This window comes from Streptomyces nigra, from assembly GCF_003074055.1.
Taxonomy (GTDB): Bacteria; Actinomycetota; Actinomycetes; order Streptomycetales; family Streptomycetaceae; genus Streptomyces; species Streptomyces nigra.
In genome coordinates, this window is sequence record NZ_CP029043.1 from 3,488,423 (window position 1) to 3,506,433 (window position 18,011).

Genomic DNA, 18,011 nt, shown 5'->3' on the forward strand with positions numbered 1-18,011 from the left:
ATCCGACCATGCGCACTCCCCCCACCCGCAACCGCTACCGGAGGTTTGCGATCCAGTTCACGCCTGTCCACCGGTGCGGGGGTGCCGTCCTACTGGACGACGGTGATCCGGCCGGCCGCCGGGGGCGCGATCGGGTTCGTGGGCGTGGAGTTGGCCGTCAGGTACTTCTGCAGCACCGTCAGGTCGTCCGTGCCGACGAGCGGGTTCGTGCCCTGGCCCAGTGTGGTGAAGCCGTCGCCGCCGCCCGCGAGGAAGTTGTTCATCGCGACGCGGTAGGTGGCCGCCGGGGCGATCGGGGCGCCGTTCAGCTTGATCGAGTCCGTCACCACACGGTCCGCGCCCGACTTGGTCAGGTCGAGGGTGTAGGTGAGGCCCGCGGAGATCTGCAGGATCTTCGGCGAGGCCGCGTTGGTGCCGCTGACCTGCTCCTTGAGCACCTGGACGAGCTGGGCGCCGGTGAGGTCCTGGAGGTTCACCGTGTTGGAGAAGGGCTGCACCGTGAAGCCCTCGGCGTAGGTGACCACGCCGTCGCCCTCGGCACCCTGGGCCGCGTAGGTCAGGGGCGCCCGGATGCCGCCGGGGTTCATCAGCGCGAGGTCGGTCTCCGGGTCCAGCTCCTTGCCGTAGGCGAGCTGGGCGTCGGCGATCAGGTCGCCGAGCGGGGACTCGGTGCCGTCCTTGACGATGTCGGCGGAGATGTAGCCGATCGGGCGGTTGCCGATGGGCGCCGCGAGGGTGTTCCACTTCGAGATCAGCGCGGTCATGTCGGGGGCCTTGGCGACGTCCCGGGTGACCACGTGGTTCGCGGACTTCACGGACGTACGGGCGATGTCGCCGGTGCGGCGGTCGTACGTCAGCGTGGTGTCGGTGTAGAGGCGGCCGAAGGACGAGGCCGAGGTGACCGTGCGGGGCTTGCCCGACGGGTCGGGGATCGTGCACGCGTACGCGTTGTGCGTGTGGCCGGTGACCAGCGCGTCCACCGACGGCGTGATGTTCTTGGCGATGTCCACGATCGGGCCGGAGACGCCGGAGCCGGCGCTCCCGGAGTCACAGTCGTAGTTGTACGAGGTGGAGGCCGGGAAGCCGCCCTCGTGGATGAGGGCCACGATCGACTTGACGCCCTGGCGCTGCAGCTCCTTGGCGTACTTGTTGATCGTCTCGACCTCGTCCTTGAACTTCAGGCCCTTGACGCCCTCGGCGGAGACGACGCCCGGGGTGCCCTCGAGGGTGACCCCGATGAAGCCGATCTTGACGTCCTTCTTCTTCCACACCCAGTAGGGCTTGAGGATCGGCTTGCCGCTCTTCTCGCTCAGCACGTTCGCGGCGAGGTAGGGGAAGTCGGCGCCCTTGAACTTCTTGTCCGAGTAACAGCCGTCCGTGGGGTGGCAGCCGCCGTTCTGCAGGCGGGCCAGTTCCTTGGAGCCCTCGTCGAACTCGTGGTTGCCGACGGAGGTGACGTCGAGCTTGAGCTTGTTCAGCGCCTCGACGGTGGGCTCGTCGTGGAAGAGGCCCGAGATCAGCGGGGAGGCGCCGACCATGTCGCCGCCGGCCGCGGTGACGGAGTACTTGTTGCCCTCGCGGGCCTGGCGCAGATGGGTGGCCAGGTACTCCACGCCGCCCGCGTCGATGGTCTTCGTGGTGCCGTCGGCCTGGAGTTCGGTGACCCGGCCGGAGGAGCCGGACGGCGGCTCCAGGTTGCCGTGCAGGTCGTTGAAGGACAGCAGCTGCACGTCCTGGTAGCGGCTGGTGTGGCCGTGACCGTGGCCGCCCTTGCCGGAAGGGGCCGGCGAGGCGGTCGCGGGGAGGGCCGCGGCGAGCGCGCCGGCGGTGGCGAGCCCGGCGGCCGTCGCGACCAGTGCGTATGTACGGCGTCTGCGGTGCTGCTGGTGGGATGTGGCTGACATCCGCCCCCCTGTGGGTCGTGAGTGGCATGGGCCCGTCGGCCCGCAGCCTAGAGTCAACGCGCGTAGCGCGACAGGGGGTTCCGGGTTACACCTTGGTTGCTTCTGTGCCGCGACTTTGCCCGGACAGCGCCTTACCCTCGTACGCATGACCAGCGACGACATCGCCCGCTCTGTCCCGTCCCGTTCCGTCGAGACCTACTCCGCCCTCGCCCCGGAGCAGACCGAGGCCGTCCTCGAACTGCTCGCGGAGGCCGCCCGGATCGACGGGCAGCAGGCGGTGTCCGAACAGGGCAGACTCCAGCTGCGGCACAGCGTTGGCGGCGGCCGGGAGGGCGTCTCCCATCTGCTGCTGACGGTGGGCGGCGAACTCGTCGGGTACGCCCAGCTGGAGGACACGGATCCGGTGGAGGCGCCCGCCGCCGAACTGGTCGTGCACCCCTCGCACCGCGGCCATGGGCACGGGCGGGCGCTGGGGACGGCCCTGCTGGCGGCGTCCGGCAAGCGGCTGCGGGTGTGGGCGCACGGCGGGCACTCCGCCGCCCGCCATCTCGCCCAGGTGCTGGGGCTGACCCTGTTCCGCGAACTGCGGCAGATGCGCCTGCCGTTGACCGGCCTCGACCTGCCGGACCCGGTGTTCCCGGCGGGCGTCACGGTCCGCACGTTCGTACCCGGCCAGGACGACGCGGCCTGGCTCGCGGTGAACGCCGCCGCGTTCGCCCACCACCCCGAGCAGGGCTCGCTCACCCAGCGCGACCTCGACGACCGCATGGCCGAGCCGTGGTTCGATCCGGCGGGCTTCTTCCTGGCCGAACGGGAGGGCGAACTGGTCGGCTTCCACTGGACGAAGGTCCACGCGGAGGAGCGGCTCGGCGAGGTGTACGTCCTCGGGGTGCGCCCCGGCGTCCAGGGCGGCGGCCTCGGCAAGGCCCTGACGACGGTCGGGCTGCGGCACCTGGCCGCGCAGGGGCTGCCCACGGCGATGCTCTACGTCGACGCCGACAACAAGGCGGCCGTGTCCGTCTACGAACGGCTCGGCTTCACGACGTACGAGACGGACCTGATGTACCGCACGGAGACCTGAGCGGCCCTCACCCTGCGGGCCGGGCGCGGACCACGAGGACGTCGAGCGCGAGCTCGTCGCCGGCGACGGCCAGCCCGGCCCAGTGCGCCTGCGCGGCGAGCAGACTGAACGCGCGCTGCGGCGCGCAGGTCATGTCGGTGCCATCGGTGCCATCGGTGCCGTCCTCGCCGGCCAGCCGCTCCGCCACCGCCCGGGCGGCCGCCTCGGCGTCGGCGGCGTGCGGCCCCAGCGCGGTCGGCACCGGCTTGCCCTCCCCCGACACGAACGCCTCCACGAGCAGCAGCGGAGCCCCGCCCCCGTCCGCCGCACCGCGCCAGCGCGATACCTGAGTGGTGGCCGCGAGTCCGGGCAGCGCGCGGGCGATCTCCGCCAGCAACCACGCCCCCTGCGCCAGACCGGTCGCCAGCGCGCCGGCCCCCGCGCTCGCCGACCAGGCCCGGTTCCCCTCCCCGGTACGGCCCTTGCCCAGCAGCTTCCAGTCGCCGGGCACCGGCACGGACATCGGCGCCTCGAGCGCCAGCACCGCGCTCGCCCCGTCCGTCAGGGCCGCGCTCAGCGCTCCGGCCGCACCCGCGGGGTCGTCGCCGTGCGCGGTGAGCGTGTGCCCCGGCATGTCGACCGCCGCCCAGGCGAAGGAACCGGTGCGGACGGAGCCCACGTCGACGGCCACCACACACGCTGCGGACAGCTTCACGCGCCCCTCCCTCGCCCTCGGCCGCCGTCACCGTACCGGCCCCCGCTTGACATTCCCGACCCCCTTACACCACCCTTTCACTACTCAATTAGTGAAAGGGTGGTGGAACGCGATGATCGAGTACCGCATCGACCGGCGCTCCGGCGTCGCCACCTATGTGCAGATCGTCCAGCAGACCAAACAGGCGCTGCGCCTGGGCCTGCTGGAGCCCGGGGACAAGCTGCCCACCGCCCGTGAGGTCGTCGAGGCGACCGCCATCAACCCGAACACCGTCCTCAAGGCGTACCGGGAGCTGGAGCGCGAGGGCCTGGTCGAGGCGCGGCGGGGACTCGGCACCTTCGTGCGCCGGGCGCTGAGCACCGCCCCGGCGGAGTCGCCGCTCCGCGCCGAGCTGGACGCCTGGGCCGTACGGGCCCGCGAGGCCGGACTCGACCGCGACGACGTGGACGCGCTCTTCACTTCCGTACTGGACACACACTTCAAGGGGGACCCGTCATGACCGTGACCGCCATCGAGGCGGCCGGGCTGGGCATGCGGTTCGGACGGCGGGGGAAGCCGGCGCTGGACGGCTGCGCGTTCCGGATCCCGGCGGGCGCCGTGTGCGCCGTCGTCGGCCCGAACGGCGCCGGCAAGTCGACCCTGCTCTCCCTGGCCGCCGGACTGGCCCGGCCCACCGCCGGCACGCTCACCGTGCTCGGCCGGTCCCCCGCCGAGGCCCGCGCCCGCGTCGGCTACGTCGCCCAGGACAAGCCGCTGCACCTCCAGCTCACCGTCGCCGAGACCCTGCGCTGGGGCCGCGAGCTGAACCCCGGCCGCTGGGACGACGAGGTCGCGGAGCGGATCGTCACCGAGGGCGAGCTGGACCCGGAGGCGAAGATCAGCTCCCTCTCCGGCGGTCAGCGCACCCGCGTGGCCCTCGCCCTCGCGCTCGGCAAGCGGCCCGAACTGCTCCTCCTGGACGAGCCGATGGCCGACCTCGACCCGCTCGCCCGGCACCAGCTGATGGCGTCCCTCATGGCGGACGCGGCCGGACACGGCACCACGGTCGTGATGTCCTCGCACGTCGTCGCCGAGCTGGAGGGCTCCTGCGACCATCTGCTGCTGCTCAACGCCGGACGGGTACGCCTGTCCGGCCCCCTGGACGACGTGCTCGCCGCACACCGCCTGGTCACCGGGCGCGCCGACACCTCCCTGGAGCCGCACACCGTCGTCGAGTCGCGCACCACCGGCCGCTCGCTCACCGCCCTGATCCGGCCCGAGGGCCCTCTCGACGCCGGCTGGCAGGACACCGCCCCCACCCTGGAGGAGCTGGTCCTCGCCCATCTCCGTGCCCCGCAGGCCCCCGCCCTGCTCCTCGACGACGTGCGGGAGGCCGCCGTATGACCACCGTGACCCTCAAGAGCACCGCGCCCGCCGTCACCGCGCGGCGCGGACCCCGGGGCCTGCTCTGGGCGATGCTGCGGCTGCACCGCTCGGCGCTGTGGTTCTGGGTGATGCTGGTGGCCGTCGCCGCCGGCGTCCTGCTGTGGGCGTACGGGCCGGGCGCGGACGCCGCCTGGGCCGAGTACCGGTCCCGGGGCTGTCTCGACGGTCGGCCGAACCTGGGCTGCGACATGGGGGGCCGTGCCGCCGACCGCTACCGGAGCGCCGAGGCGCTGGCCGGCGGGCTCATCCAGATCGTCCCCTTCCTCACCGCGGCCTGGGCCGGCGCCGCGCTCATCGGCCGGGAGCTGGAGAACGGCACGGCACGCCTCGCCTGGACCCAGTCGGTCTCCCCGGCCCGCTGGCTCGCCGCGAAGCTCGCCGTCCCGGCCGCGCTGCTGGCCGCCGGCATGCTCGTGCTCACCCTGCTGCACCGCCTGCTGTTCACCGCCGACCCCGCGCTGCGCGTCACCATCGGCATGGCGGACTGGCACCAGAGCCCGGCCTACGAGGCCAACGGCACCCTCGCCACCGCCTACGCCCTGCTGGGCCTGGCCGTCGGCGCCCTCGCGGGGATGCTCCAGCGCCGCGCCCTGCCCGCGCTCGGCACCGCGGTCCTCGGCCTCGGCGCGCTGATGATCGCCCTCAGCGATGTGCGCCCGTACCTGTGGCCGGTCAAGACGCTGACCGGCAAGCAGTACCCCGAGTGGAGCGGCATGGTCGTCGACGACGGCGCCCTGACCTCGACCGGCGCCCGCGTCAGCGACCCCATCTGCGTAGACGACGCCCGCTGTCTGGCCGAGCACGACATCGTCGGCTACTACCGCGACTTCCACCCGGCCTCGCACTTCTGGCCGCTGCAGCTGGCCGAGACGGCCGTCGTCCTCACCCTCGCGGCCCTCGCGGTGCTGCTCTCCTTCCGTCTGCTGAACCGCCGGGTCGCGCGAGCCGTATGACGGGAGCGGCCGCTCGCACGCGTCCGTACGTCTCTCCACGGGGGGGGGGACGTGCGGGCGGGCGCGGCCGTGTCCCGCACGCCATGTCCTGGTAACCGGCGGTTCAACCGGCCTTGCCACCCTCGGCGCATGACTCCCGCCGTGCCAGAGCCCGCGCCGCCTCCGCACACGGGCGCGGGGAACGGGGACGTACGACACCTCCCGGTGACGCTCCCACCCGCGCGTTCCGACGCGCCTGTACGCCTCGATGCGCGGAAGAATGGGCGTATGAGCCAGTCCTCGAACGCCCAGGCACAGGTCCAGCACGCGCAGCCCTCCGTGGGCTCGATCGCGGCGCACCGCCCGCACACCGTCACCTCCGCGGCCGTCTCCGACCTGGAACCCGACATCGACGCCGATCTCGACGCCTACGACATCGGCGAGGTCGAGGGCGTCCAGCTGCCCCAGGGCCGCTTCCTCGACCGGGAGCGCAGCTGGCTGGCGTTCAACGAGCGGGTGCTGGAACTCGCCGAGGACCCCACCACCCCGCTGCTCGAGCGGGCGAACTTCCTGGCCATCTTCGCCAGCAACCTGGACGAGTTCTTCATGGTCCGGGTGGCCGGTCTGAAGCGCCGCATAGCCACCGGCGTGGCCACCCGCTCCGCCTCCGGGCTCCAGCCGCGCGAGGTGCTGGAGATGATCTGGGCCCGCTCGCGCGAGCTCATGGCCCGGCACGCCGCCTGCTACCACGAGGACGTCGCTCCCGCACTCGCGGAGGAGGGCATCCACCTGGTCCGCTGGAACGAGCTGACGGAGAAGGAGCAGGCCCGCCTCTTCACCCTGTTCCGGCACCAGATCTTCCCGGTGCTGACCCCGCTGGCCGTCGACCCGGCGCACCCCTTCCCTTACATCTCCGGGCTCTCCCTGAACCTGGCCGTCCGGGTCCGCAACCCCGTCACCGGCACCCCGCACTTCGCCCGCGTCAAGGTGCCCCCGCTGCTCTCCCGCTTCCTGGAGGCCTCCCCCGGCCGGCACGTCCCGCTGGAGGACGTCATCGCCGCGCACCTGGAGGAGCTGTTCCCGGGCATGGAGGTGCTGGAGCACCACGCGTTCCGGGTCACCCGCAACGAGGACCTGGAGGTCGAGGAGGACGACGCGGAGAACCTCCTGCAGGCTCTGGAGAAGGAGCTCATGCGGCGCCGCTTCGGGCCGCCGGTGCGCCTGGAGGTCGAGGAGAACATCAACCAGGAGGTCCTGGACCTGCTGGTGCGCGAGCTGAAGATCAGCGAGGCCGAGGTCTACCCGCTGACCGGCCCCCTGGACCTCACGGGCCTCTTCCGGATCGCCTCCATCGACCGGCCCGAGCTGAAGTACCCGAAGTTCATCGCGGGCACCCACCGCGACCTCGCCGAGGTGGAGTCGGCGTCCGCGCCGGACATCTTCGCCGCGCTGCGCAGCCGGGACGTCCTGCTGCACCACCCGTACGACTCCTTCTCCACGTCCGTGCAGGCGTTCCTGGAGCAGGCGGCCGACGACCCGGACGTCCTCGCGATCAAGCAGACCCTGTACCGGACCTCCGGCGACTCCCCCATCGTCAACGCGCTCATCGACGCGGCCGAGGCCGGCAAGCAGGTCCTGGTGCTGGTCGAGATCAAGGCGCGCTTCGACGAGCACGCCAACATCAAGTGGGCGCGCAAGCTGGAGGAGGCCGGCTGCCACGTCGTGTACGGCCTGGTCGGCCTGAAGACGCACTGCAAGCTGTCGCTGGTGGTCCGTCAGGAGGGCGAGACCCTGCGGCGCTACAGCCACGTCGGCACCGGCAACTACCACCCGAAGACGGCCCGCCTGTACGAGGACCTGGGCCTGCTGACCGCCGACCCGCAGGTCGGCGCGGACCTGTCCGACCTGTTCAACCGGCTGTCGGGCTACTCGCGCCGCGAGACCTACCGACGTCTGCTGGTCGCTCCCAAGTCCCTGCGGGACGGCCTGATCGCCCGGATCAACAAGGAGGTCCAGCACCACCGCGCCGGACGTCCCGCCTACGTCCGCATCAAGGTCAACTCGATCGTCGACGAGGCCCTGATCGACGCCTGCTACGCCGCCTCCCAGGCGGGCGTCCCGGTGGACATCTGGGTGCGCGGCATCTGCGCGGTCCGCCCGGGCGTGACCGGCCTCTCGGAGAACGTCCGCGTCCGCTCGGTCCTCGGCCGCTTCCTGGAGCACTCCCGGGTGTTCGCCTTCGGCAACGGAGGCGAGCCCGAGGTGTGGATCGGCAGCGCCGACATGATGCACCGCAACCTCGACCGCCGGATCGAGGCCCTGGTCCGGGTCACCGACCCGGCGCACCGCGCGGCGCTGAACCGGCTCCTGGAGACCGGGATGTCCGACACCACCGCGTCCTGGCATCTCGGCCCGGACGGCGAGTGGACCCGGCACGCGACGGACGCGGAGGGCCAGCCCCTGCGCAACGTCCAGGAGATGCTCATAGACGCCCGGAGGCGCCGGCGTGGCACACCGACCCCCTGATCCGGCGGACCCCGCGGCCGGCGCGGTGCCCGGGACGGCCCTCGCAGACCAACTCCGCGCCCAGGCCACGGAGTTCCTCCGCGCGCTGCGCCTGCACCGGGAGGGTGGCACGGCCGCGGAGCCCGTCGACGCGGTCCGGGCGCTGCGGCGCTCGGCCCGCCGGATCAGCGGCAGCCTGCACACCTTCCGCCCGCTGCTGGACGCCGCCTGGTCGGAGTCCGTACAGCCGGAACTGTCCTGGCTGTCGGGCACGCTCGCCCTGGAGCAGGCGTACGCGGCCCGTCTGGAGCGGCTGCTGCTGGCCCTGCACCGGCTGTCGGGGACCCCGGTGCTCCCGGCGCAGGCACCGGGCCCGGCGCCGTCCGGTGCCACCGAGCCCGGCAAGCTCGCCGTGGGCGCGGCGAAGGCGGGCGCCCTGCTCGAACGGCAGCTCACCCTGGCCCGGACCCGCGCCCACTCCACCGCCCTGCGGGCCCTCGGCGGCAGCCGCTTCCACGCGCTCGCCGACACGGTCGCCCTGCTGGCCAGCGAGGTCCCGCTCGCCCCGGGGGCGGCCGGCGCCGATCTGCGGCCCCTGGCGGCCGCCGCCGAGGAGCGGCTCTCCGCCGCGGTGGCCGCGCTGCCCCTGGTGACCGCCGGGCACCCGTACAACGCCGAGGCACTGGTCCACGGCCTGTCCCCGGACCCTGCGCCGCATCCGCAGGACGCGCCCTGGCACCAGGTCCGCCTCCTGCTGCGGCTGCACCGCTACGCCCGCGAGGTCCTGCACGCAGACCCCGGCCTGATGGACGTACGGCTGACGGCGGCCGGGCAGGCCCTGGACCGGCACCGGGACGCCGCCGAGGCGGCCACCGCCGCCGCCCAGGCGGCCCGCACCCCCCGCATCGCCCCCGCGACGGCCTACGCGCTCGGCGTCCTGCACGCCGACCAGCGGCACGAGGTGGAGGCGGCCCGGTTCGCGTTCCAGCAGTCCTGGCAGAAACAGACCGTGGGCACGCCCTGACCCACACCGGCCCAAGGAGGCGCACCCGATGACAGGAGCCGACGACCGTACGGTGCACGCCGCGGGCTGCGCCCTGTGGCGCCGCTCGCCCGACACCGGCGCGCTGGAGATCTGCCTGGTCCACCGGCCCAAGTACGACGACTGGTCGCACCCCAAGGGCAAGCTGCGCCCCGGCGAGGACCCGCTCGCCGGGGCGCTGCGCGAGGTCGAGGAGGAGACCGGGCACCCGCCCCGGCCCGGAGCCGAGCTGCCGACGGTCCGCTATCTCGTGGACGGCCGCCCCAAGGAGGTGCGGTACTGGGCCGCCGAGGCGGGCCCCGGCACCTTCACGCCGAGCTCCGAGGTCGACCAGGTGCTCTGGCTGACCCCCGAGCGCGCCCGGGACCGGCTGACCCAGCCGAGGGACCGCGTCCTCGTCGACACGCTGCTCGCCTTACTGCACCAGGCGTAGGGCCTTTCGTTCGGATCAGGCCGGGCTACGGCCGCACCGCCCCGTCCTCAGGGGTTCACCCTCCGTTCACGCACGCCCTTCGGCGGCTTCACCTGATCTGTCTAATTTCGGCCGTGCACGATGAGAGACCGCGCCCCGGGGGACGTGTCCTCATCACCATTCTTCGCACGCCGCCGAATTCAGGACGGCGGCTCCCGGAAGGAAACCCCTCAAGTGAAGCTTCAGCGCAAGACCCGGCGGGCTCTCGCACTCGGCGCTCTCGCCGTCTCCGGCGCCCTGGCGCTCACGGCGTGCGGCTCCGACGACACCGGCACCTCCGGCGGCGACTCGGCGGCGACCGCCAAGGCCGGCGCCATCGACTGCGGCGACGCCAAGGGCCAGCTGCAGGCGTCCGGTTCGTCCGCGCAGAAGAACGCGATCGACGCATGGGTCCGGCAGTACAGCGCGGCCTGCAAGGACGTGCAGCTCAACTACAACCCGACCGGCTCCGGCGCCGGTGTCACCGCCTTCCTCCAGGGCCAGACCGCGTTCGCCGGCTCCGACTCCGCACTGGACGCGGAGGAGATCGCCGAGTCGAAGAAGACCGCCTGCACCGACGGCGGCCAGGCCATCGACCTGCCGATGGTCGTCGGCCCGATCGGCGTCGGCTACAACGTGCCGGGCGTCGACAGCCTCGTCCTGGACGCGCCCACCCTCGCCAAGATCTTCGACAGCGAGATCACCAACTGGAACGACAAGGCCATCGCGGAGCTCAACCCCGACGCGAAGCTGCCCGACCTGAAGATCCAGGCGTTCCACCGCTCGGACGAGTCCGGCACCACCGACAACTTCACCAAGTACCTGGCCGCCGCCGCTCCCGACGACTGGAAGTACGAGCCCGCCAAGTCCTGGGAGGCCAAGGGCGGCCAGTCCGCGTCCGGCTCCTCCGGCGTGGCGCAGCAGGTGGCCCAGACCTCGGGCGCCATCTCCTACATGGAGCTGTCCTACGTCAAGGACGGCATGAAGGCCGTCAAGATCAAGACGGGTGCCGCCGAGCCGGTCGAGGCGACCACCGAGAACGCCACCAAGTCCATCTCCGAGGCCAAGGTCGTCGGCACCGGCAAGGACCTGGCGCTGGAGCTGAACTACACGCCGTCCGCCGAGGGCGCGTACCCGATCACCCTCGTCACCTACGAGGTCGTCTGCGACAAGGGCAACAAGGCGGAGTCCCTGCCCGCCGTGAAGTCCTTCCTCTCCTACATCGCCTCCGAGGACGGCCAGGGCCTGCTGGCCGACGCCGGTTACGCCCCGGTCCCCGCCGAGATCATCACCAAGGTCCGCTCCACCATCTCGAGCCTGAGCTGACCTGAGCCGCGGCCGGGCCCAGGCCCGGGTCCGGCCGCACTTCCGGTGCACCGCCGCCAGGAGCGTCCCGCCGCCGGGCGCGCTCCGCCGTGAGCCGCCCCGCGCGGCGGCTCCGCAGACCGGAGACCCCCATGGACATATCGGTAAAGAACGACAACGACACTGCTCCACCCGCCTCCCTCCCGGACCGGGCCGAGCGCGGATCCGGCGCCCGAGGCGCCACCCGCCCCGGCGACCGGATCTTCCTCGCCCTCTCCCGCGGCTCCGGCATCTTCCTGCTGGTCCTCATGGCCGCCATCGCCGTCTTCCTGAGCCTTCGGGCCGCGAGCGCGATCGGCAAGGACGAGGCCAACTTCTTCACCACCTTCGAGTGGAACCCCACCGGCGACCCACCGGTCTTCGGCATCGCCGTGCTCGCCTTCGGCACGGTCGTGTCGTCGGTCATCGCGCTGGCGATCGCCGTGCCGGTCTCCGTCGGCATCGCGCTGTTCCTCACGCACTACGCCCCGCGCCGCCTCGGCGGCCCCATCGCGTACGTGATCGACCTGCTCGCCGCGGTCCCGTCGATCGTCTACGGCCTGTGGGGCGCCCTCGTCCTGGTGCCGCACCTGGGCGGCCTGTACGCCTGGCTGGACGAGTACCTCGGCTGGACCGGCGTCCTCGAGTGGAACGGCGGCGCCCCGCGCTCGCTGTTCACCGTCGGCATCCTGCTCGCGATCATGATCCTGCCGATCATCACCAACGTCAGCCGGGAAATCTTCCGGCAGGTCCCGCGGGCGCACGAGGAGGCCGCCCTCGCCCTCGGCGCCACCCGCTGGGAGGTCGTCCGGATGGCCGTCCTGCCCTACGGCCGCTCCGGCGTCATCTCCGCCTCGATGCTGGGCCTCGGCCGCGCGCTCGGCGAGACGATGGCCGTCGCGATGGTCCTGTCGCCGACCTTCGACATCGAGGCCAGCCTCCTGGACCCGGGCGGCGGCACCTTCGCCCAGAACATCGCGAGCAAGTTCAACGAGGCCACCACGGACGGCCGGGACGCGCTGATCGCCTCCGGTCTGGTTCTCTTCGTCATCACCCTGCTCGTCAACGGCACCGCCCGGCTCATCATCGAGCGGCGCAAGGAGTTCTCGGGGGCCAACGCATGAGCCGCACCACCCTCTCCGCCCGGCGCCCGGGCAGCCTGAAGGGCGCCACCCTGCCCAGGTGGTTCTCCTGGGCGGTCGCCGCGGGCTCCGTGGCCCTCGGCCTCGGCATCAGCGCGGCCGCCGGACTGGACAGCAGCGTGCAGTGGGCGCTGATCGCCGCCCTGCTGTTCGTCGCCGGCACGTACGGCGTCTCGGCCCGGGTCGAGGGCCGCCGGCAGGCCAGGGACCGCGTCGCCACCAGCCTGATCTGGGTGGCGTTCCTGCTCGCCGTGATCCCGCTGGCCTCCCTCGTGTACGAGACCGTCCGGCGCGGGGTGAAGGTCCTCGACGGCTACTTCCTCACCCACTCGATGGGCGTGGTCGCCGACACCGAGACCGGTGGCGGCATCTACCACGCGCTCCTCGGCACCCTGGAGCAGGTCGGCATCGCCACCGCCATCGCCGTCCCGATCGGCGTGCTCACCGCGATCTACCTGGTCGAGTACGGCCGCGGCAGGCTCGCGAAGGCGATCACGTTCTTCGTGGACGTCATGACGGGCATCCCGTCGATCGTCGCCGGCCTGTTCGTCCTCAGCCTGTGGATCGTCGTCCTCGGCATGGGCTACTCCGGCTTCGCCGGCTCCATGGCCCTGGCCATCCTGATGCTGCCGGTCGTCGTCCGCTCCACCGAGGAGATGCTCAAGCTCGTCCCGAACGAGCTGCGCGAGGCGTCGCTGGCGCTGGGCGTGCCGAAGTGGCGGACCATCCTCAAGGTGGTGCTGCCGACCTCCGTCGGCGGCATCACGACGGGTGTGATGCTCGCCGTCGCGCGCATCACCGGCGAGACCGCCCCGCTGCTGCTCCTTGTCTGGGTGACGAACTTCATCAACGCCAACCCCTTCCAGGACCCGCAGGCCTCCCTGCCCGTCTACATCTACCTGCAGTACGCGAACAGCGGCGGCTCGGGCGCCGCCTACGACCGCGCCTGGGCGGGGGCCCTGGTGCTCATCGCCTTCATCATGATCCTCAACCTGGCGGCCCGCGGCATCGCCCGCTGGAAGGCCCCCAAGGCCGGTCGCTGACGCGACCCTCTGCCGGCCACAGTCAGCGACCCGGACGAAAGAAGCAGTGATCCCCATGGCCAAGCGCATCGATGTCAGCGGCCTCAACGCCTACTACGGCTCCTTCCTCGCGGTCGAGGACATCTCCATGACCGTCGAGCCCCGCTCCGTGACGGCCTTCATCGGCCCGTCCGGCTGCGGCAAGTCCACCTTCCTGCGCACGCTCAACCGGATGCACGAGGTCACCCCGGGCGGCCGCGTCGAGGGCAAGGTCCTCCTGGACGACGAGAACCTGTACGGCGCCGGCATCGACCCGGTCGCCGTGCGCCGCGAGGTCGGCATGGTCTTCCAGCGCCCCAACCCCTTCCCCACCATGTCGGTGTACGACAACGTGGCGGCCGGCCTGAAGCTCAACGGCTCCTACAAGAAGTCCGAGCTGGACGACATCGTCGAGAAGTCCCTGCGGGGCGCCAACCTCTGGAACGAGGTCAAGGACCGGCTGGCCAGGCCTGGCTCGGGGCTGTCCGGCGGCCAGCAGCAGCGGCTGTGCATCGCCCGCGCCATCGCGGTCGAGCCGGACGTCCTGCTCATGGACGAGCCCTGCTCGGCCCTCGACCCGATCTCCACGCTCGCCATCGAGGACCTGATCGGGGAGCTGAAGGAACGGTTCACGATCGTCATCGTGACCCACAACATGCAGCAGGCGGCGCGCGTCTCCGACCGCACGGCGTTCTTCAACCTGGCCGCGGTCGGCAAGCCCGGCCGGCTCATCGAGATCGACGACACCGAGCGGATCTTCTCCAACCCGTCGGTCCAGGCCACCGAGGACTACATCTCGGGCCGCTTCGGCTGACCGGGCCGCCCGCCGGACCCCTCGCGGTGCTGCATGGCGGTGCCATCGCGAGGCAGAGGAAGGGCCCGCCCCCAGGAGCCGGGGGCGGGCCCTTCCACGTACGTACGGCGTACCGAGACGGCCTCAGAGGACCGCGAGATCCACGATCCAGAAGGACACGGCCGCGACGACCGCCGCCGCCGGCATGGTGATGAACCAGCCCAGGACGATGTTCTTGGCGACGCCCCAGCGCACGGCGTTGACCCGCTTGGTGGCACCCACGCCCATGATCGCGGAGGTGATCACATGGGTGGTGGAGATCGGCGCGTGGAAGATGAAGGCCGAGCCGAACATGATCGACGCGCCGGTGGTCTCGGCGGCGAAGCCCTGCGGCGGGTCCAGCTCGATGATCTTGCGGCCGAGGGTGCGCATGATGCGCCAGCCGCCCGCGTAGGTGCCGAGCGACAGCATCAGCGCACAGGCGATCTTCACCCACACCGGGATCGGGTCGCCGTAGTCCTCGACGTCGGCGATGACCAGCGCCATCACCACGATGCCCATCGTCTTCTGGGCGTCCTGCAGGCCGTGCCCGAGGGCCATACCGGCCGCCGACACCGTCTGCGCGATACGGAAGCCCCGCTTGGCCTTGTGCGGGTTGGCCCGCCGGAACATCCACAGGATGGCCGTCATCACCAGATAGCCGGCCACCAGGCCGACGACCGGCGACACGAACATCGGGATGACGACCTTGTCGACGACGCCGTCCCAGTACACCTTCGTCCCGCCGGCCAGCGCCGCGCCGACCATGCCGCCGAACAGCGCGTGCGAGGACGACGACGGCAGCCCGAAGTACCAGGTGATCAGGTTCCAGACGATCGCGCCGATGAGCGCCGCGAACAGGATGCCCATGCCCGTCGAGCCCTCGGGCGTCTCGATCAGGCCCTCGCTGACGGTCTTGGCGACCCCGGAGCCCAGGAAGGCACCGGCGAGGTTCATCACGGCCGCCATGGCCAGCGCGGCCCGCGGCGTCAGCGCGCGCGTCGACACCGAGGTGGCGATGGCGTTCGCCGAGTCGTGGAAACCGTTCGTGTACGTGAAGAAGAGCGCGACCCCGATGGTCAGGATCAGAGCGAAGGTGTCCATGAAGGGGTCAGGACTCCTTGACGGCGATGGTCTCCACCGTGTTCGCCACATGCTCGAAGGCGTCCGCAGCCTCTTCCAGCACATCCACGATCTGCTTGAGCTTCAGCACCTCGATGGCGTCGTACTTGCCGTTGAAGAGGTGGGCGAGCAGCTTGCGGTGTATCTGGTCGGCCTGGTTCTCGAGGCGGTTGACCTCGATCCAGTACTCCGTGAGGTTGTCCATGGTGCGCAGGTTCGGCATGGCCTCGGCCGTCAGCTCGGCCGCGCGCGCCAGGACCTCGATCTGCTGGTCGACGCCCTTGGGCAGTTCCTCGACGTTGTAGAGGACGACCAGGTCGACGGCCTCCTCCATGAAGTCCATGATGTCGTCGAGGGACGACGCGAGGGAGTAGATGTCCTCGCGGTCGAACGGCGTGATGAACGAGGAGTTCAGCTGGTGGAAGATCGCGTGCGTCGCGTCGTCACCCGCGTGTTCCGCGGCCCGCATCCGTTCGGCGATCTCGGCCCGGCCGGCGGTGTCCGCCCCGAGCAGTTCCATCAGGAGCTTCGAGCCCGTGACGATGTTGTCCGCGGATGCGGCGAACATGTCGTAGAAGCTCGTCTCCCGGGGGGTCAGACGAAATCGCACGTGTGGTCCTCAGGATGCATCGGTTTCGGTCAGGCTGATGCTAGGCGCATCATCCGGCCACGGCTAATGGGCCGCCTCCCAGTGTCGCCCATCAGGCAGAGTGGTCGGCACGGGGGCCGCCCGTAAGCCGGGGTCGGCCCGGCCCACGGGTGGTGGTGGTCACGCCCCTACCCGGCAAAGTTCGATACGATATACCCGGTAGGGGTATAGAAGCGGTTTACGTCGGGAGGACGCGATGACGACCACAGAGGCCGGCGCGGGTGCGCCCTCCGCCGCCGCCGACGCCGTGGAGACGACGGCCGGCGCGGACATCGTGACGGATCACGACCGCGGCGTCCACGGGTACCACCACCAGAAGTCGGAACACCTCAAGCGGCTGCGCCGGATCGAGGGCCAGATCCGCGGTCTGCAGCGCATGGTCGACGAGGACGTCTACTGCATCGACATACTCACGCAGGTCTCCGCGTCGACGAAGGCGCTCCAGTCCTTCGCGCTGCAACTGCTGGAGGAGCACCTCCGTCACTGCGTCGCCGACGCGGCCCTCAAGGGCGGTGCCGAGATCGACGCGAAGGTCGAGGAGGCCACGAAGGCCATCGGCCGTCTGCTGCGGACCTGAGCCTCCGCCCGCCCGTCAGCGGGCCCGGGTGTCCCGCTCCTCCGCGACCCGCAGCACCTGGTCGATGCTCTCCAGGCTGAGCCGCTCCTCACGGGCGGCCGACGCCGCGATGATCAGCTCTCCGCACAGCTCGATCTCGGCGAGGGCCACGTGGTCCTGAACTGCCGTACCGCCGACCGGAGCCACGCGCATCACCTCTTCTCTGCCGTCACCGGCTTCCTAGAGTAGGGAGCGGCCTACAGACCGCGCATGGCACGGACGGGCTAGTCCTCAATGCCCCGGTGGGACCCCTCTACTCCTCGGCGATCTGCCCGGCGTAGATGTCGTCGTCGTCCGGCAGCCGGACGTCGGCGGGGGCCCCGAAGTCGTACAGCGCCGTGGTGGAGGTCACGTCGACGGCGCTGCGGTGCTGTCCGTTGACGAAGCTGAAGCGGTGTCTGACCTTGCGGACGAGCCCCTTGTCGTCCAGGTAGACGTCGAACGGCACCTGGTCCGTGGCGAACCCTTTCGCCGCCGCCGCGAGCGCCCGGGCGTTCCCGTCGGACGCCCTGCGTGCCGCGGCACCCAGGTCGGCGGTCCCCCGGTAGTGCCGCACCCGCGTCCCGGAGATCTCCTCCCGCCCCACGTACGTCGCGGTCCGGGCGCCCCGCAGCACCTCGGCGGCGGCGTACGGGTCGGTGGCACCGCCGGTGACGAGGTTGCCGTCGGTCAGGGACCGGGCCTCCACCCGCACCCATTTGTCGGCGGGCACACCGGCGCCGCGGTTCTTCATGAACAGCGCGCCGGGCGCGAGCAGCTCGGTGATCGGCCGCTGCCCGGCCGTCCCCGCCGGGTCCTGCGGCAGCCGTACCTTCAGCCGCCCGAGCTGCCGCCCGAAGTCGTAGACGCCCTCGCCCCGGATGGTGACCCGGGTGCCGCCGGTGGCCATCTCCATGGACGTACGCGCCCGGGAGCTGCGCGCGTCCACGAGCGCGTCGGCGGCCTCGCGCACCACGTCGACCGGATCGCCGCCGCGGGCGTCCTCGGCGGCGGCCCCGCTGTGCGCGCATCCGCCGCCCGCGAGGCAGACACACAGGAGACCCACCGCGACGCCGGCTCCCCGCATGCGCCTGTGCTGCTGCCTCTCCGCCATCGCCTGCCTACCCCCAGCCGGTACGTCCGTCACGGGCTCCTTGTCGTTCCGCTTAACGAACGGTGGGAGTCACCGTCACGCCGCCGGGCGCGTCGCGCCTTCGCGGCCCGGTCGTGGA

Annotated in this window: 18 protein-coding genes; 12 read left to right on the forward strand and 6 right to left on the reverse strand. The window is 71.7% G+C overall.

All coding sequences use genetic code 11. From position 1 onward, the window contains the following. Nucleotides 1–89 precede the first annotated feature (89 nt). Nucleotides 90–1,904, reverse strand: coding sequence for a bifunctional metallophosphatase/5'-nucleotidase (locus DC008_RS16050; protein WP_108707576.1), 1,815 nt, complete (start codon nt 1,902–1,904; stop codon nt 90–92). A 145-nt stretch (nt 1,905–2,049) separates the two neighbouring features. On the opposite strand from DC008_RS16050, the gene mshD reads away from it, so the two are divergent. Beyond that, nucleotides 2,050–2,985 (forward strand): mycothiol synthase, encoded by a 936-nt coding sequence (gene mshD, locus DC008_RS16055; protein WP_108707577.1) that lies wholly within the window; start codon nt 2,050–2,052, stop codon nt 2,983–2,985. Between the two features lie 7 nt (nt 2,986–2,992). Here mshD and DC008_RS16060 read toward each other — a convergent pair whose 3' ends face one another. Beyond that, the gene (locus tag DC008_RS16060; RefSeq protein WP_108707578.1) at nt 2,993–3,679 is read right to left on the reverse strand and encodes a hypothetical protein; all 687 of its coding nucleotides are present in this window, start codon (nt 3,677–3,679) and stop codon (nt 2,993–2,995) included. 112 nt (nt 3,680–3,791) lie between these two features. Between DC008_RS16060 and DC008_RS16065 the strand changes: the two genes are divergently transcribed. The 10 genes from DC008_RS16065 to pstB all read left to right on the forward strand — a co-directional run bounded on the left by DC008_RS16065 (nt 3,792) and on the right by pstB (nt 14,395). Further along, a complete protein-coding gene (locus tag DC008_RS16065; RefSeq protein ID WP_055624799.1) occupies nt 3,792–4,178 on the forward strand; it encodes a GntR family transcriptional regulator in 387 nt (128 codons plus the stop codon). Further along, nucleotides 4,175–5,062 carry an ABC transporter ATP-binding protein gene (locus DC008_RS16070; protein WP_108707579.1) on the forward strand — a complete coding sequence of 296 codons (888 nt, stop codon included), beginning with the start codon at nt 4,175–4,177 and terminating at the stop codon, nt 5,060–5,062. The genes DC008_RS16065 and DC008_RS16070 overlap by 4 nt, the downstream gene beginning before the upstream one ends. Beyond that, nucleotides 5,059–6,057, forward strand: coding sequence for an ABC transporter permease (locus tag DC008_RS16075; RefSeq protein WP_108707580.1), 999 nt, complete (start codon nt 5,059–5,061; stop codon nt 6,055–6,057). The genes DC008_RS16070 and DC008_RS16075 overlap by 4 nt, the downstream gene beginning before the upstream one ends. A 129-nt stretch (nt 6,058–6,186) precedes the next feature. Beyond that, nucleotides 6,187–8,562 carry an RNA degradosome polyphosphate kinase gene (locus DC008_RS16080; protein WP_208645892.1) on the forward strand — a complete coding sequence of 792 codons (2,376 nt, stop codon included), beginning with the start codon at nt 6,187–6,189 and terminating at the stop codon, nt 8,560–8,562. After that, nucleotides 8,543–9,565 carry a CHAD domain-containing protein gene (locus tag DC008_RS16085; RefSeq protein ID WP_108707582.1) on the forward strand — a complete coding sequence of 341 codons (1,023 nt, stop codon included), beginning with the start codon at nt 8,543–8,545 and terminating at the stop codon, nt 9,563–9,565. Before DC008_RS16080 ends, DC008_RS16085 begins: the two co-directional genes overlap by 20 nt. A 28-nt stretch (nt 9,566–9,593) precedes the next feature. Then, nucleotides 9,594–10,016 (forward strand): NUDIX hydrolase, encoded by a 423-nt coding sequence (locus DC008_RS16090; RefSeq protein ID WP_108707583.1) that lies wholly within the window; start codon nt 9,594–9,596, stop codon nt 10,014–10,016. A gap of 213 nt (nt 10,017–10,229) precedes the next feature. Next, nucleotides 10,230–11,360, forward strand: coding sequence for a phosphate ABC transporter substrate-binding protein PstS (pstS, locus tag DC008_RS16095; protein ID WP_208645894.1), 1,131 nt, complete (start codon nt 10,230–10,232; stop codon nt 11,358–11,360). A 131-nt stretch (nt 11,361–11,491) separates the two neighbouring features. Continuing rightward, nucleotides 11,492–12,502 carry a phosphate ABC transporter permease subunit PstC gene (gene pstC, locus DC008_RS16100; protein ID WP_108707585.1) on the forward strand — a complete coding sequence of 337 codons (1,011 nt, stop codon included), beginning with the start codon at nt 11,492–11,494 and terminating at the stop codon, nt 12,500–12,502. Next, complete coding sequence (gene pstA, locus DC008_RS16105; protein WP_108707586.1) at nt 12,499–13,563, forward strand: phosphate ABC transporter permease PstA; 1,065 nt, start codon at nt 12,499–12,501, stop codon at nt 13,561–13,563. The genes pstC and pstA overlap by 4 nt, the downstream gene beginning before the upstream one ends. A 55-nt stretch (nt 13,564–13,618) precedes the next feature. Further along, complete coding sequence (pstB, locus tag DC008_RS16110; protein ID WP_055624831.1) at nt 13,619–14,395, forward strand: phosphate ABC transporter ATP-binding protein PstB; 777 nt, start codon at nt 13,619–13,621, stop codon at nt 14,393–14,395. A gap of 123 nt (nt 14,396–14,518) precedes the next feature. On the opposite strand, the gene pitH is transcribed toward pstB, so the two are convergent. Next, entirely contained in the window at nt 14,519–15,517 is a 999-nt protein-coding gene (pitH, locus tag DC008_RS16115; protein WP_108707587.1) for a low-affinity phosphate transporter PitH, read from the reverse strand. 7 nt (nt 15,518–15,524) lie between these two features. After that, on the reverse strand, nt 15,525–16,145 hold the full coding sequence (locus DC008_RS16120) for a DUF47 domain-containing protein (protein ID WP_055624809.1): 621 nt from the start codon (nt 16,143–16,145) through the stop codon (nt 15,525–15,527). 235 nt (nt 16,146–16,380) lie between these two features. Between DC008_RS16120 and DC008_RS16125 the strand changes: the two genes are divergently transcribed. Next, nucleotides 16,381–16,761, forward strand: a complete 381-nt coding sequence (locus tag DC008_RS16125) for a metal-sensitive transcriptional regulator (RefSeq protein WP_108707588.1) — start codon at nt 16,381–16,383, stop codon at nt 16,759–16,761. A 15-nt stretch (nt 16,762–16,776) separates the two neighbouring features. Here the strand turns inward: DC008_RS16125 and DC008_RS35435 are convergent, their stop codons facing one another. Both DC008_RS35435 and DC008_RS16130 read right to left on the reverse strand, forming a co-directional pair. After that, nucleotides 16,777–16,953, reverse strand: a complete 177-nt coding sequence (locus tag DC008_RS35435) for a hypothetical protein (RefSeq protein ID WP_164492314.1) — start codon at nt 16,951–16,953, stop codon at nt 16,777–16,779. A gap of 100 nt (nt 16,954–17,053) precedes the next feature. After that, nucleotides 17,054–17,893, reverse strand: a complete 840-nt coding sequence (locus tag DC008_RS16130; protein ID WP_108707589.1) for an SCO4651 family lipoprotein — start codon at nt 17,891–17,893, stop codon at nt 17,054–17,056. Between the last annotated feature and the right edge of the window lie 118 nt (nt 17,894–18,011).